The sequence below is a fragment of the Hydrogenophaga sp. A37 genome (genome assembly GCF_002001205.1).
GTDB lineage: Bacteria > Pseudomonadota > Gammaproteobacteria > Burkholderiales > Burkholderiaceae_C > Hydrogenophaga.
In genome coordinates this window covers 1-13,465 of the sequence record NZ_MUNZ01000157.1, presented here as the reverse complement: position 1 = coordinate 13,465, position 13,465 = coordinate 1, and the positions used below count along the sequence as shown (strand labels likewise).

9 protein-coding genes and 2 pseudogenes are annotated in these 13,465 nt (G+C 64.1%); 9 read left to right on the top strand and 2 right to left on the bottom strand.

What is annotated here, in order from left to right; all coding sequences use genetic code 11:
* Positions 1–26: 26 nt before the first annotated feature.
* Complete coding sequence (gene smc, locus B0E41_RS21700) at positions 27–3,548, bottom strand: chromosome segregation protein SMC (RefSeq protein ID WP_077334370.1); 3,522 nt, start codon at positions 3,546–3,548, stop codon at positions 27–29.
* Positions 3,549–3,697: 149 nt separating this feature from the next.
* Here smc and dapC point away from each other — a divergent pair, with 149 nt between their 5' ends.
* From dapC to B0E41_RS21665, 7 genes are all read left to right on the top strand, one after another.
* Positions 3,698–4,921, top strand: coding sequence for a succinyldiaminopimelate transaminase (gene dapC / locus B0E41_RS21695; protein WP_077334368.1), 1,224 nt, complete (start codon positions 3,698–3,700; stop codon positions 4,919–4,921).
* 55 nt (positions 4,922–4,976) lie between these two features.
* A complete protein-coding gene (gene dapD / locus B0E41_RS21690) occupies positions 4,977–5,801 on the top strand; it encodes a 2,3,4,5-tetrahydropyridine-2,6-dicarboxylate N-succinyltransferase (protein ID WP_077334366.1) in 825 nt (274 codons plus the stop codon).
* A 50-nt stretch (positions 5,802–5,851) separates the two neighbouring features.
* Positions 5,852–7,012, top strand: coding sequence for a PilT/PilU family type 4a pilus ATPase (locus B0E41_RS21685; RefSeq protein ID WP_077334364.1), 1,161 nt, complete (start codon positions 5,852–5,854; stop codon positions 7,010–7,012).
* Positions 7,012–8,181 carry a succinyl-diaminopimelate desuccinylase gene (gene dapE, locus B0E41_RS21680; RefSeq protein ID WP_077334362.1) on the top strand — a complete coding sequence of 390 codons (1,170 nt, stop codon included), beginning with the start codon at positions 7,012–7,014 and terminating at the stop codon, positions 8,179–8,181. The genes B0E41_RS21685 and dapE overlap by 1 nt, the downstream gene beginning before the upstream one ends.
* A 5-nt stretch (positions 8,182–8,186) precedes the next feature.
* Positions 8,187–9,080, top strand: a complete 894-nt coding sequence (prmB, locus tag B0E41_RS21675; protein ID WP_077334360.1) for a 50S ribosomal protein L3 N(5)-glutamine methyltransferase — start codon at positions 8,187–8,189, stop codon at positions 9,078–9,080.
* On the top strand, positions 9,077–11,086 hold the full coding sequence (locus tag B0E41_RS21670) for an ATP-binding cassette domain-containing protein (protein WP_077334358.1): 2,010 nt from the start codon (positions 9,077–9,079) through the stop codon (positions 11,084–11,086). Before prmB ends, B0E41_RS21670 begins: the two co-directional genes overlap by 4 nt.
* Positions 11,087–11,215: 129 nt before the next feature.
* On the top strand, positions 11,216–11,464 hold the full coding sequence (locus tag B0E41_RS21665; RefSeq protein ID WP_216350799.1) for a GlsB/YeaQ/YmgE family stress response membrane protein: 249 nt from the start codon (positions 11,216–11,218) through the stop codon (positions 11,462–11,464).
* 295 nt (positions 11,465–11,759) lie between these two features.
* On the opposite strand, the pseudogene B0E41_RS26810 reads toward B0E41_RS21665, so the two are convergent.
* A pseudogene (locus tag B0E41_RS26810) lies at positions 11,760–12,460 on the bottom strand (IS5 family transposase); the annotation flags it as partial.
* A gap of 64 nt (positions 12,461–12,524) precedes the next feature.
* Between B0E41_RS26810 and B0E41_RS21650 the strand changes: the two are divergent.
* Both B0E41_RS21650 and B0E41_RS21645 read left to right on the top strand, forming a co-directional pair.
* The gene (locus tag B0E41_RS21650; protein WP_253195071.1) at positions 12,525–12,779 is read left to right on the top strand and encodes a hypothetical protein; all 255 of its coding nucleotides are present in this window, start codon (positions 12,525–12,527) and stop codon (positions 12,777–12,779) included.
* A gap of 60 nt (positions 12,780–12,839) precedes the next feature.
* Positions 12,840–13,465: pseudogene (locus B0E41_RS21645) on the top strand (IS3 family transposase); the annotation flags it as partial.

The following is a 13,465-nucleotide window of genomic DNA, read 5'->3' as shown; positions in this document are numbered from 1 at the left end:
GGCTTGCGAGGGGGTGGGTCGGTGGGTCAGGCGGATTCGAGCATGCCGGCGGCGGACTCCATGTCCACCGCGACGATACGCGAAACGCCCTGCTCCTGCATGGTCACGCCGATCAATTGTTCGGCCATTTCCATGGCGATCTTGTTGTGGCTGATGAAGAGAAACTGGGTGCCTTGCTTGCTCATGCTGGTCACCAGGCGCGCATAGCGTTCGGTGTTGGCGTCGTCCAGCGGCGCGTCCACCTCGTCGAGCAGACAGAACGGTGCCGGGTTGAGCTGGAAGATGGCGAACACCAGCGCGATGGCAGTGAGCGCTTTTTCGCCGCCCGACAGCAGGTGGATGGTTTGGTTTTTCTTGCCGGGCGGCTGCGCCAGCACCTGCACGCCCGCATCGAGGATTTCTTCGCCGGTCATCACCAGTCGGGCGTTGCCGCCGCCGAACAGCTCGGGAAACATGCGGCCAAAGTGCTCGTTGACGGTGTTGAAGGTGCTGCCCAGCAGGTCGCGCGTCTCGGCGTCGATCTTCTTGATCGCATCTTCCAGCGTGGTCATGGCTTCGACCAGATCGGCCGTCTGCGCGTCGAGGAAGGTCTTGCGCTCGCGCGACGCAGTGAGTTCGTCGAGCGCCGCGAGGTTCACGGCGCCCAGCGACTGGATCTCGCGGTGGAAGCGGTCGATCTCGCCTTGCAGCCCCACCAGACGCACATTGCCTTCGGTGATGCTCTGCGCCACGGCAGCCAGATCGGCCTGCGCCTCTTCGAGTTGCTGGCTGTACTGTTCCACACCCAGTCGCGCGGCCTGTTCCTTGAGCTGGAACTCCGTGATGCGCTGGCGCAGCGGATCGAGCTCGCGCTCCAGCTTCAGGCGGTGTTCGTCGCTGGCGCGGAGCTGGGCGGTGAGGCCGTCGTACTCGCTGCGATAGGCGCTCAGGGTCTGCTCGCGTTCGAGCTTGATGGCCAGCACGTTCTGCAACCCGGCCTCGGCAGCGGCAGCACTCAGGCGCGCCAGTTCGTCGGCGGCGCGCTGTTCTTCGTCGGCCAGCGATTTTTCCTGCGAGGCGGCGGTTTCCAGCGAGCGCTGCAGCTCGCCCTGGCGTGCCTGCAGGCTGCGCAGGTTGAAGGTAGCTTCTTGCGCCTGGCGCTCCAGACCGCGCTGCTGCTCGCGCGCGGCGTTGAGCGCGCGTTCGGCGGCGATCACCTTGTCGTCGAGCTGGGCGTGGCGCTCCTGGCTGTCGGCGAGCTGCATGTCCAGCTCTTCGAAGCGGGCTTCGGCGGTGACGCGGCGTTCCTGCAGATCGTCCAACTGGGCGTCGACTTCGGCCAGGTCGGCGGCAATCTGCTCGCTGCGGGCGCGGGTTTGTTCGGCCAGCTGCGTCAGGCGAAGCGTCTCCACCTGCAATTCATGCGCGCGGCTGCGGGTTTCGGCGCCTTCGCGTCGGGCGCTCACCAGCCGCTGCGAGGCGTCGGTGTAGGCGGCTTCGGCGCGGATCAGGGCCGCCCTCGCCTGCTCGGCGATCAGGATCTGGGCGTTGGCGCTTTTGTCGAGGTTTTCAATTTCCTGCGCCCGGGCCAGCAGGCCGGCCTGTTCGCTGTCGGGAGCGTAGAAGCTGACGCTGTGGGCGGTGACCACGTGGCCCGCAGGCACGTAGATGGCCTCACCGGGTTGCAGCTGGGCGCGCTGGGCCAGGGCTTCGTCGAGGTTGGCCGCGCTCCAGCAGCCGCTCAGCCAGTCGGTGAGCAATGCTTTCTGGCCTGCGTCGTTCAGGCGCAGCCAATCGGCCAGTGGCTTGAGCCCGTCGCGCACCGGCGCGCTCGTCGGGGCTGCGGGCGGGCTGTAAAACGCCAACTTGGCGGGCGGTGCGTCGTTGCCAAACGCCCGCACCATCTCCAGTCGCGACACTTCGAGTGCTCCGAGGCGCTCGCGCAAGGCGCCCTCCAGCGCGTTTTCCCAGCCGTTTTCCACATGGATGCGGCTCCACAGGCCCTGCAAGCCGTCCAGGCCGTGTTTGGTGAGCCAGGGCTTGAGCTTGCCGTCGGTCTTGACCTTCTCCTGCAGCGCTTTCAAAGCCTCCATGCGGGCCGACAGGTCGGCCTGTTTGCCCGACTCCTGGTTCACGGCGGTTTGCGCGGCGCGGCGTTGCTCGTCCAGCTCGGGCACGCTGTCCTGCAGCTCATGGAGCACGGCGTCGGCCACTTCGGCGGCCTGCTGGGCCAGCTGCAAGCTGCTTTCTGATTGCAGCAGGCGCGCTTCGTCGGGCGCAGCCAGCGCATTGCGGTCGGTCGCCAGGCGCTCGCGGCGCTGGGTCAGCTGCCGGCTTTGTTCTTCGATGTTGCGTTGTTCGGCCGCCAACACCTGGATCTGTTGCTGCACTTGGGTCACGCTGCCGCGCTGTTCATTGGCGGCGTTCTGCGCCTGGCGCAGGCTGTCTTCGAGGGACGGCAGCGCGTTGGCCTGCTCTTCGCCCTGCGCGGCCAGCACGACCGACTTTTCTTCAGCGTCCACCATGGCTTCGGCCAACTGCTCCAGCTCCACGCCGGCGTCCTCGCTGCGCGTGGACCATGAGGCGATCTGCTCTTTCAGCTGCAACAGGCGTTGTTCGACGCGGGTGCGGCCTTCGATCACGAAGCGGATCTCGGCTTCGAGCTTGCCCACCTCGGCGCTGGCCTCGTACAGCTTGCCCTGCGCCTGGTTCACCTGGTCGCCCGCCGCGTAGTGCGCCTGGCGGATGGTTTCCAGCTCGGACTCGACCCGCCGCAGGTCGGCGGTGCGGGATTCGAGGTCGTTGATGGCTTGTGCGGCGTCGGTCTTGACCTTGATCTGATCGGCCTCGGCCTCGCTGCGCTTCAAGAACCAGAGCTGGTGCTGTTTCAGCGTTGCCCCGGTCTGCAAGGTGTTGTAGCGCGCGGCGACCTCGGCCTGCTTTTCCAACTTGTCCAAGTTGGCGTTGAGTTCGCGCAGGATGTCTTCGACGCGCGTCAGGTTCTCGCGCGTGTCGGCCAGGCGGTGGGCCGTTTCGCGGCGGCGTTCTTTGTATTTGGAGACGCCAGCGGCCTCCTCGAGGAACAGGCGCAGCTCTTCGGGCTTGCTCTCGATGATGCGGCTGATGGTGCCCTGGCCGATGATGGCGTAGGCGCGTGGGCCCAGGCCGGTGCCGAGAAACACGTCTTGCACGTCGCGGCGGCGCACCGGTTGGTTGTTGATGTAGTAGCTGCTGGTGCCGTCGCGCGTGAGCACGCGCTTGACCGCAATCTCCAGGAACTGGCCCCACTGGCCTCCCGCGCGGTGGTCGGCGTTGTCAAACACCAGCTCCACACTGGAGCGGCTGGCCGGCTTGCGGTTGTTGGTGCCGTTGAAGATCACGTCCTGCATGGATTCGCCACGCAGCTCAGACGCTTTGGATTCGCCCAGCACCCAGCGCACCGCATCCATGATGTTGGACTTGCCGCAACCGTTGGGACCCACCACGCCCACCAACTGGCCCGGCAGCAGGAAGTTGGTCGGCTCGGCGAAAGACTTGAAGCCCGAGAGCTTGATCGAATTGAGGCGCACGGGAATTCGGTCTGTGGAAGCTAACTGCTTGATTTGTAATGAGAATCCGCCCCCGATCGGGTCCGGATCGCCATGCGCATGATACCGTGTCCGTTCTGACCCGAACCCGCTCCAGTGGGGCATGAAGCGGCCTTGGGATAATCGGCGCCATGAATCCCAAGTTGTCCCTTCTGCAGCCCTACCCGTTCGAGCGGCTGCGCCAGCTGTTTGCGGGCGTCACGCCCTCTCCCTCCCACGGTCCGATCAGCCTGGGCATCGGCGAACCCAAACACGCCACACCGCAGATGCTGAAAGACGCGCTGGCCGCAGCGCTCGACACCGGCCTGACCGGCTACCCCGCCACCGCTGGCGAGCCGTCGCTGCGCCAGGCCTGCGCCGACTGGATGCAGCGGCGCTACGGCGTGGCGTTGAACCCGGCCACCCAGGTGCTGCCGGTCAACGGCTCCCGCGAGGCGCTTTTCGCCTTTGCCCAGACGGTGCTGGACCCGACGAAGCCTGGTGCCACGCTGGCCTTTCCCAATCCGTTCTATCAAATCTACGAAGGTGCCGCGCTGCTCGGCGGCGCTCAGCCGTACTACGTGCCGAGCGTGCCCTCGCGCAACTTTGCGGTGGACTGGGACAGCGTGCCCGACGAGGTCTGGGCACGCACACAACTCATCTTTGTCTGCTCGCCCGGCAACCCGACCGGCGCGGTGATGCCGTTGGATGAGTGGCAAAAGCTGTTCGAGCTGAGCGACCGCTTCGGTTTCGTGATCGCCTCCGACGAGTGCTACAGCGAGATCTACTTCCGCGACGAACCGCCTCTGGGCGGGCTGGAAGCGGCGGTCAAGCTGGGTCGCAGCGACTTCAAGAACCTGATGATGTTCACCAGCCTGTCAAAACGCAGCAACGTGCCTGGGCTGCGCAGCGGCTTCGTGGCTGGCGACGCGGCGTTGATCAAGGCCTTTCTGCTCTACCGTACCTACCACGGTGGCGCCATGAGCCCGGCAGTGCAGGCCGCGAGCGTGGCCGCCTGGAGCGACGAAGACCACGTGATCGACAACCGCCGCCAGTACCGCGAGAAGTTCGCGGCCGTCACGCCCCGGCTCGCCGCGGTGCTGGATGTGGCCTTGCCCGACGCCGCGTTCTATCTCTGGGCGGGTGTTCCGGCCGCGTTTGAAGGCCTCGTGCCCGGCCTGGGCGCTGACGAAGCCTTCGCGCGCGAGCTGCTGGCTCAATACAATGTCACGGTTCTGCCCGGCAGCTACCTGGCGCGCGAGGCCCGAGGCGTGAACCCGGGCCAAGGCCGGGTGCGCATGGCCCTGGTGGCCGAGCCCGCCGAATGTCTGGAAGCTGCGGATCGCATCGTTCAGTTCTGTCAAAACAACCGCTGAGCTGCCCGTCTGGGCGGCCCCGCTCAACGCACTCCCTGCAACTTCACTTCACAACATGACCCAACAACTGCAAGCCCTGATCGAAACCGCCTGGGACAACCGCGCCGAACTCTCCCCCGCCTCCGCCCCCAAAGAGGTGCTGGACGCCGTTGAGCACGTCATCAGCCAGCTCAACAGCGGCCAACTGCGCGTGGCCACGCGCGAGGCGGTGGGCCAGTGGACGGTGCACCAGTGGATCAAGAAGGCCGTGCTGCTGTCTTTCCGATTGAAGGACAACGTCGTCATGAAGGCCGGCGACCTAGCCTTTTTCGACAAGGTGCAGACCAAATTCGCTCACCTGAGCGAAGCCGAAATGAAGGCCACCGGCGTGCGCGTCGTACCGCCAGCCGTGGCGCGCCGTGGCAGCTTCATCGCCAAGGGCGCGATCCTGATGCCCAGCTACGTGAACATCGGCGCCTATGTCGATGAAGGCACCATGGTCGACACCTGGGCCACCGTCGGTTCCTGCGCCCAGATCGGCAAGAACGTGCACCTCTCCGGCGGTGTCGGCATCGGTGGCGTGCTGGAGCCGCTGCAGGCTGGCCCGACCATCATCGAAGACAACTGCTTCATCGGCGCGCGTTCCGAAGTGGTCGAAGGCGTGGTGATCGAAGAAAACTCGGTCATTTCTATGGGCGTCTACATCGGTCAGAGCACCCCGATCTACGACCGCGAAACCGACACCGTGAGCTACGGCCGCGTGCCCGCCGGCTCGGTGGTGATCAGCGGAAGCCTGCCCAAGCCAGGCGGTAAATACAGCACCTACGCCGCCATCATCATGAAAAAGGTCGATGCGCAAACACGTTCCAAGACCAGCCTGAACGATCTGTTGCGCGACTGATTAACTTCTGGGCGCATCGGCGGCATTCACACAACGTTGAAAGACATGGTATGAGCAGTGGAACGATGGAGCGCATCCTGCGCCTGATGGCCGAGAAGAAGGCCTCGGACGTGTACCTGTCGGCGCATGCGCCGGCGATGATCAAGATCAACGGCCAGACCATCCCGATCAACAGCCAGGTGCTGCCACCGGACGCGCCGCGCAACCTGCTGTCCGAAATCGTGCCGCCCGTGCGCATCGAAGAGCTGGTGGAAAGTGGTGAGCTCAACATGGCCGTGCCACTCGAAGGCGTGGGCAACTTCCGCGTCAGTGCCATGCGCCAGCGCGGCAACTACGCGCTGGTGGTGCGCTTTGTGCCGGCCGATGTGCCGCCGCTGGACTCACTCAACGTGCCGCCCATCCTGAGCGACATCGTGATGGAGAAGCGTGGCCTGGTGCTGATGGTGGGCGCCACCGGGGCCGGCAAATCGACCACGCTGGCCGCCATGATCGATCACCGCAACGAACACGCCACCGGTCACATTCTCACGATTGAAGACCCCATCGAGTTTGTCTACCGCAATAAGCGCTCGGTGGTGAACCAGCGCGAGATCGGCAACGACACCGCGTCGCTGCAGGTGGGCCTGAAAAACGCGCTGCGCCAGGCACCGGACGTGATCCTGATCGGTGAAATCCGCGACCGCGAAACCATGTCGGCCGCGATTGCCTATGCGCAGTCAGGCCACCTGTGCATGGCCACGCTGCACGCCAGCAACAGCTACCAGGCGCTCAACCGGATTCTCAATTTCTACCCGGTGGAAGTGCGCTCGACCATGTTGGGTGACCTGGCCGCTGCGCTGCGCGCCATCGTTTCGCAACGGCTGCTGCGCACGCACACCGGCGGCCGTGTGCCGGCCATGGAGGTCTTGCTCAACACCGCCCTGGTCACCGACCTCATCCAGAAGGCCGATTTTTCTGGGGTGCGCGAAGCCATGGAAAAGTCCCTCGCCGTGGGCTCGCAAAGCTTTGAGCAAGACCTGGCCCGACTGGTGAGCGATGGCCTGGTGTCCCGCAACGAAGGTCTGGCGCACTCCGATTCACCCAACAACCTCATGTGGCGTTTGCAAAACGACTTCAACGCGTCCAAGTCGAACCAGAGCGCCATGCCCAGCGAAGACGATCAAAGCGACGCCGCCACCTTCACCGAGTTCACGCTCGACGTCAAATTCTGATGACCGCCACGCTGCGCCTGACCGAAGAACTGATTGCCCGCCCCTCGGTCACGCCCGCCGACGAAGGTTGCCTGGACGTGATCGCCGGTCGCCTTGCGGTCATCGGGTTTGCCTGTGAGCGCATCGACAGTGGCCCCGCCGACTTTCGGGTCAGCAACCTCTGGGCACGCCGTGGCGCCGGTCAGCAACCCACGCTGGTTTGGGCGGGGCACACCGATGTGGTGCCCACCGGCCCGCTGGACGCCTGGGCGAGCGACCCGTTTGTGCCTTCGCACCGTGACGGCAAGCTTTTCGGCCGGGGCGCCAGCGACATGAAAGCTTCGCTGGCGGCCATGGTGGTGGCCTGCGAAGAATTCATCGCGTCGAACCCGAACCCCGGCATCGATATCGCCTTCCTGCTGACCAGCGACGAAGAAGGCCCAGCCAACGATGGCACGGTGATCGTCTGCGAGCAGTTGCAACAGCGTGGTGAGCGGCTGGACTGGTGCATCGTCGGCGAACCCACTTCGGTCGAGCGCACCGGCGACATGATCAAGAACGGCCGTCGCGGCACCATGAGCGGCAAGCTCACGGTCAAAGGCATTCAGGGCCACATTGCCTACCCGCACCTGGCAAAGAACCCGATCCACCTGGCCGCACCCGCACTGGCCGAATTGGCCACCACCGTCTGGGACCAGGGCAACGCCTACTTTCCACCCACCAGTTGGCAGGTGAGCAACATCCATGGCGGCACGGGCGCGAGCAACGTGATTCCCGGCAGCGTGGTGATCGATTTCAACTTCCGCTTCTCGACCGAGTCCACTCCTGAAGGCCTGCAGCAGCGCGTGTTGGACATTCTGCAGCGCCACGGTCTGCAGGCGGGCGCCGACCACGAGCTGGCATGGACCATTGGCGGGCGGCCCTTCCTCACCACGCCGGGTACGCTGGTGGATGTGGTGCGCGCCGCCATCCTGAGCGAAACGGGCATTGAGACCCAGCTCTCCACCACCGGCGGCACCAGCGACGGCCGCTTCATTGCCCAGGTCTGCCCGCAAGTGATCGAACTCGGCCCGCCCAACGCCACCATCCACCAGATCGACGAACACGTGGCCTTGGCCGACATCGAGCCGCTGAAGAACATCTACCGCCGCGTGCTGGACAACCTGTCCCAGCAGGTCGCCAGCCGCTGAACACCATGACCCTGCAAGAACTTATGGCCGGGGCGGCGGCGCGCCTCGAAGCCGCGCACTTGGCCTATGGCCACGGCACCAGCAACGCCTGGGACGAAGCTGCCTGGCTGGTGCTCTGGCAACTCGATTTGCCACTCGACGGTGAGCTGGACGAGATGGCAGAGGCACCGGTCAGCGACGAACAAGCCCTGGCCGTGGCCGACCTGATCACCCGCCGCATCCAGACCCGCCAACCCGCGGCCTACCTCACACGCGAAGCCTGGCTGCAGGGCGTGCCGTTCTACGTGGACGAGCGCGCCATCGTGCCGCGAAGCTTCATCGCCGAACTGATCGCCGACGGGAGTTTTGACGCCTGGTTGCCCGAAGACACCCGAGAAGTGCTCGACCTGTGCACCGGCAACGGCAGCCTGGCCGTGCTCGCGGCCCTGGCCTACCCCGATGTGCAAGTGACCGGTGCCGACATTTCCACCGACGCCCTGGCTGTGGCCCGCATCAACGTGGATCAGCACGGGCTGCAAGACCGCATCTCCCTCGTCGAGTCCGACGGGCTCATGGCCTGCACCGGCCCCTACGATCTGGTGCTGTGCAACCCGCCCTACGTCAACTCACAGAGCATGGACGCCCTGCCCGCCGAGTACCGCGCCGAACCTCAACTGGCGCTGGCCGGCGGAGCCGATGGCATGGACTTCATCCGCCAACTGCTTCATGAACTCCCCTCCCGCCTGGGCGCAAACGGCGTGCTGGTGCTTGAAATCGGCAACGAACGCGAACACTTCGAAGCCGCGTTTCCGCAACTCGAAGTCGTGTGGCTGTCCACCAGCGCCGGCGACGATCAGGTTCTTCTTCTCACCTCCGATTCCCTTTCGGCACTGGCTTCCCCGCCAACGCCCCTTCCATGATCACATTGAAAAACCTGGTCCTTCGTCGCGGCACGAAGGTCTTGCTCGATGGCGCTTCCGCCACCATCAACCCCGGTGAAAAGGTCGGCCTGGTCGGCCGCAACGGTGCCGGCAAGTCGAGCCTGTTCGGTCTGCTCAACAAGACCCTGCACGAAGACAAGGGCGACTTCTATGTGCCCGCACAGTGGCGCATGGCACAGGTGGCGCAGGACATGCCCGAGACCGACATGCCTGCCACGCAGTTCGTGATCGAAGGCGACGTGACCCTGCTCGCTGCCCAGCAGGAAGTGACCGCATCGGAAGAGAGCGATGACGGCGAGCGCATGGCCCACGCCTACATGGCGCTCCACGACGCCGGTGCGCACGACGCCCCGGCCCGCGCGCAAGCCCTGATCCTCGGTCTCGGCTTCCGCATGGACGAGCTGGACCGCCCAGTCAACAGCTTCTCGGGCGGCTGGCGCATGCGCCTGCAGCTTGCGCGCGCGCTGATGTGTCCCAGTGATCTGCTGCTGCTCGACGAACCCACCAACCACTTGGACCTGGACGCGCTGGTCTGGCTGGAGGCCTGGCTGCAACGCTACAACGGCACCATGCTCGTGATCAGCCACGACCGGGAATTCCTGGACGCTGTGACCAACGTCACCATCCACATCGAACGCGCCCAGCTCACCCGCTACGGCGGCAACTACAGCAAGTTCGAGGACATGCGCGCCGAGCAAATGGCGCTGCAGGCCACGGCGTATTCCAAGCAGCAGGAGAAAGTCGCGCACCTGCAGAAGTTCATCGACCGCTTCAAGGCCAAGGCCAGCAAGGCCAAGCAGGCGCAGAGCCGCGTCAAGGCACTGGAACGCATGGAGAAAATCGGCCCGGTGCTCGCCGATGCCGACTTCACCTTTGAGTTCAGCGAACCCCAAAACCTGCCCAACCCCATGCTGGCCATGCAGGACGTCAGCTTTGGCTACCCCTCCCCGGAAGACGGCGGCGAGCCCACCGTGATCGTTCGCAACGTCAGCCGCTCGGTGCTGGCCGGTCAGCGCATCGGCATCCTGGGAGCCAATGGCCAAGGCAAGTCCACGGTGGTCAAGACCATCGCGCGCGATCTCAAGGCCATCAGTGGCGAGGTGATCGAAGGCAAGGGCCTGAACATCGGTTACTTTGCCCAGCAGGAGCTCGATGTGCTGCGTCCGGCCGACACGCCGCTGGAGCACATGATCCGCCTGGTACGCGAATGCACCGCGCAAGGCCGCCTCTCGGGCCAGGCCACCCGCGAACAAGACCTGCGCAGCTTCCTCGGCAGCTTCAACTTCACCGGCGACCAGGTGAAGCAGGCCGTGGGCAGCATGAGCGGTGGTGAAAAGGCGCGCCTGGTGTTGTGCATGATCGTCTGGCAGCGCCCCAACCTGCTGCTGCTCGATGAGCCCACCAACCACCTGGACCTCGCCACGCGCGAAGCCTTGTCGATGGCGCTCAACGAATTCGAAGGCACCGTCATGCTGGTCAGCCACGACCGCGCCCTGCTGCGCGCCGTGTGCGACGAATTCTGGCTGGTGTCGCGCGGTGGCATCGGTCCGTTCGATGGCGATCTGGACGACTATCAGCGCTACCTGTTGGACGTGGCCAAGCAGGCCCGCGAAGCCCAGCGACAGGAACAGAAGGACCAGCGCAACGCCCCCCCTACGGTACCGGTTGCAGTCGTGGCAGCGCCCTCACCGGCGCCGGTGGCCAATCGCAGCCCGGAACAACGCAAACAGGATGCACAACGCCGGCAGCAATTGACCGAACAGCTGCGCCCTCTGAAGAAAGAGTTGGAGCAAAACGAAAAACGCATGGCGACGCTCGCCAATGAAAAATCAGCGCTGGAAACGGTGCTGAGCCAGCAGACCGCGCCTGCGGCCATGGCCGATGCCGGGCGCAAGCTCAAAGCGGTGAACGACGACATCGAAGCGCTGGAGGCGCGTTGGCTGGAGCTGACCGATGCGATCGAATCGGCCAATAGCGTTGCGTGAACCACGACAGCAAGTGACAGGTGTCATTCACGCTGCGCTTGCGGTCGCAGGCACGCGGCAGGACTTTGAACTTCGCGATAAAGTCCCCGGCTGTTGTTCAACCATCCACTTCGAAAGGTAGATTTCTACATGATGTCCATTCTGGGAACCCTGTTCATTGGCCTGATCGCGGGCTTCGTCGCTCGCGCCATCAAACCCGGCGACGATGGCATGGGCTGGATCATGACCGCTTTGCTCGGCGTGGCGGGGTCGTTTCTCGCCAGCTACGGCGGAGCCGCACTGGGTCTGTACGCACCGGGCCAGATCGCTGGTTTTGTTGCATCGGTGGTGGGTGCCGTGATCCTGCTGGTGATCTATGGCTTCGTGAAGAAAAAGTAAACCCTAATCGGCTTGCTGGGTCGTGGCCATCCGATAGACCATGCCAGAACACGAAGAACCATGAAAAAAGCCCCGGTCTTTCGATCGGGGCTTTTTGATTTGGTGGGACGTGCGGGGGTCGAACTCCAACTCCAATTCCATTCAAGCCGCTATTCGGGCCGCTGAAACACTGGCCCAGCGCCACCACGAGCACAGAGACAAGGGCGGCCACATCGCCATCAAGGCCGCCGAAAAGACAGCGCGGGCCGTAGCAGTAGCAGCTGCTGCAGAAGCTCGAACACATACGCTTGAGAACCAGTTTCTCGAAGCGCGAGAAGATCCGGCGATAGCCTTTGAGCCGACGGAACAGACGTTCGACCTCATTGCGGCGCTTGTACATCTCGCGGTCGTACTCCCAAGGTTCGATCCGCGTCTTCGTTGGCGGCACCACCGGGATGAAACCCAGATCCAGTGCCAACTGCCGTGTCTCGTTGCCTTCGTAGGCACGGTCCATCAACAAATGCACCGGTCTGCTGGTCGGCCCAAGACTGCTGAGCAGACGCCGGCCTTCGGGTGCGTCGTGCGCCTGCCCAGGCGAGAGGCAGAACGTCACGGCCGTTCGAGCATCCGCGGCAACCATATGAATCTTGGTGTTCCATCCACCTCTGGACTTTCCGATGGACTGCGGACCGTTTTTTTTAGCGCCCCTGTGCCATCGGGATGGACCTTGATGCTCGTGGAGTCCAGCGATACCGCTTCGATCTTGATGCGCACGACCTGCGCGCGTTGCAACTCCTCGAACATGCGGTCAAGTACACCGGCCTTGGTCCAGCGGTTCATGCGCGTGTAGATGGTGTGCCAGTTGCCAAACCGCTTGGGCAGTCCGCGCCACTTGCAGCCATGTTCAGCCACATAGAGGATCGCATTGACCACTTGCAGGTTGCTCAGGCTGACGTTGCCACGCTGCTTGGGCAGACAGTGTTCAATCGTGGCGAATTGCTCGGGTGTGATCTCCATGCCCCGGAGTATCCGCCGCAGTGGATGTAATCGCCATTAGTGTTAACACGCCCTAGTCGCCATGATGAAGGCCATCGAAAAACGCGGCGCGCTCGACATCGCCAAACGCTCCCTCCAAACTTCCTCGCAGATCTTTCGCTACGCCATCGCACATGGTGTGGCCAAGCGTAACCCGGCTGTGGAGATTCGCCCGAGCGATGTGCTGGCCTCGCACAAGAAGGAAAACTACGCGAGGTTGGACGGCAAGGAGCTGCCTGAGTTGTTGCGCAAGATCGAGGTGTACAACGGCAGTACCGTCACCCGTGTGGCCATCAAGTGACCTTGCCCCTGAAAAGTGGAGTTGTTGGCCTTGTTGAAAATACCGACAAGGAGTCAAGGAATGACAGCAGCAAAGCAGGTGCGTGCGCAGTACACGCAGGAGTTCAAGTTGGAGGCGGTCCGTCAAGTGAGCGCCGGTCAGGCCATTGCGGTGGTGGCCAAGGTCTTGGGCATCCCCAAGGCCAGCCTGGGTAACTGGGTTCGCCAGGCAGCCAGGGGTATTGAGCGGCGCCGGGGGAGAGCGTGCTGGAGGTCAGCGCCAGCGGTTACTTCAACTGGCTGCGCCGTCCGCAGGACATCGCTGGCAGGCCCGGCGGGCGCCACAGCGATGAAGCTCTGCTGGCACACATCCGCGCCATCCACGCCGAGGTCAAGGGGGAATACGGCTGGCCTCGGATGCACAAGGAACTGCTGGCCAGGGGCATCCGGGTGGGCAAGGATAGGGTGCGCAAGTTGATGCAGCAGCACGGTATCCGTGCCAGAACCAAGCGCAAGTTTGTGGTCACCACCGACAGCCGCCACAGTCTGCCGGTGGCACCAGACCTGGTGCAGCGGCGCTTTACCCCCGAGGCACCCAAGCAGCTGTGGAGTGGAGACATCACCTATATCGCCACCGACGAGGGTTGGCTGTACCTGGCTGCGGTCATCGACCTGTTCAGCCGTCAGGTAGTGGGCTGGAGCCTGCAG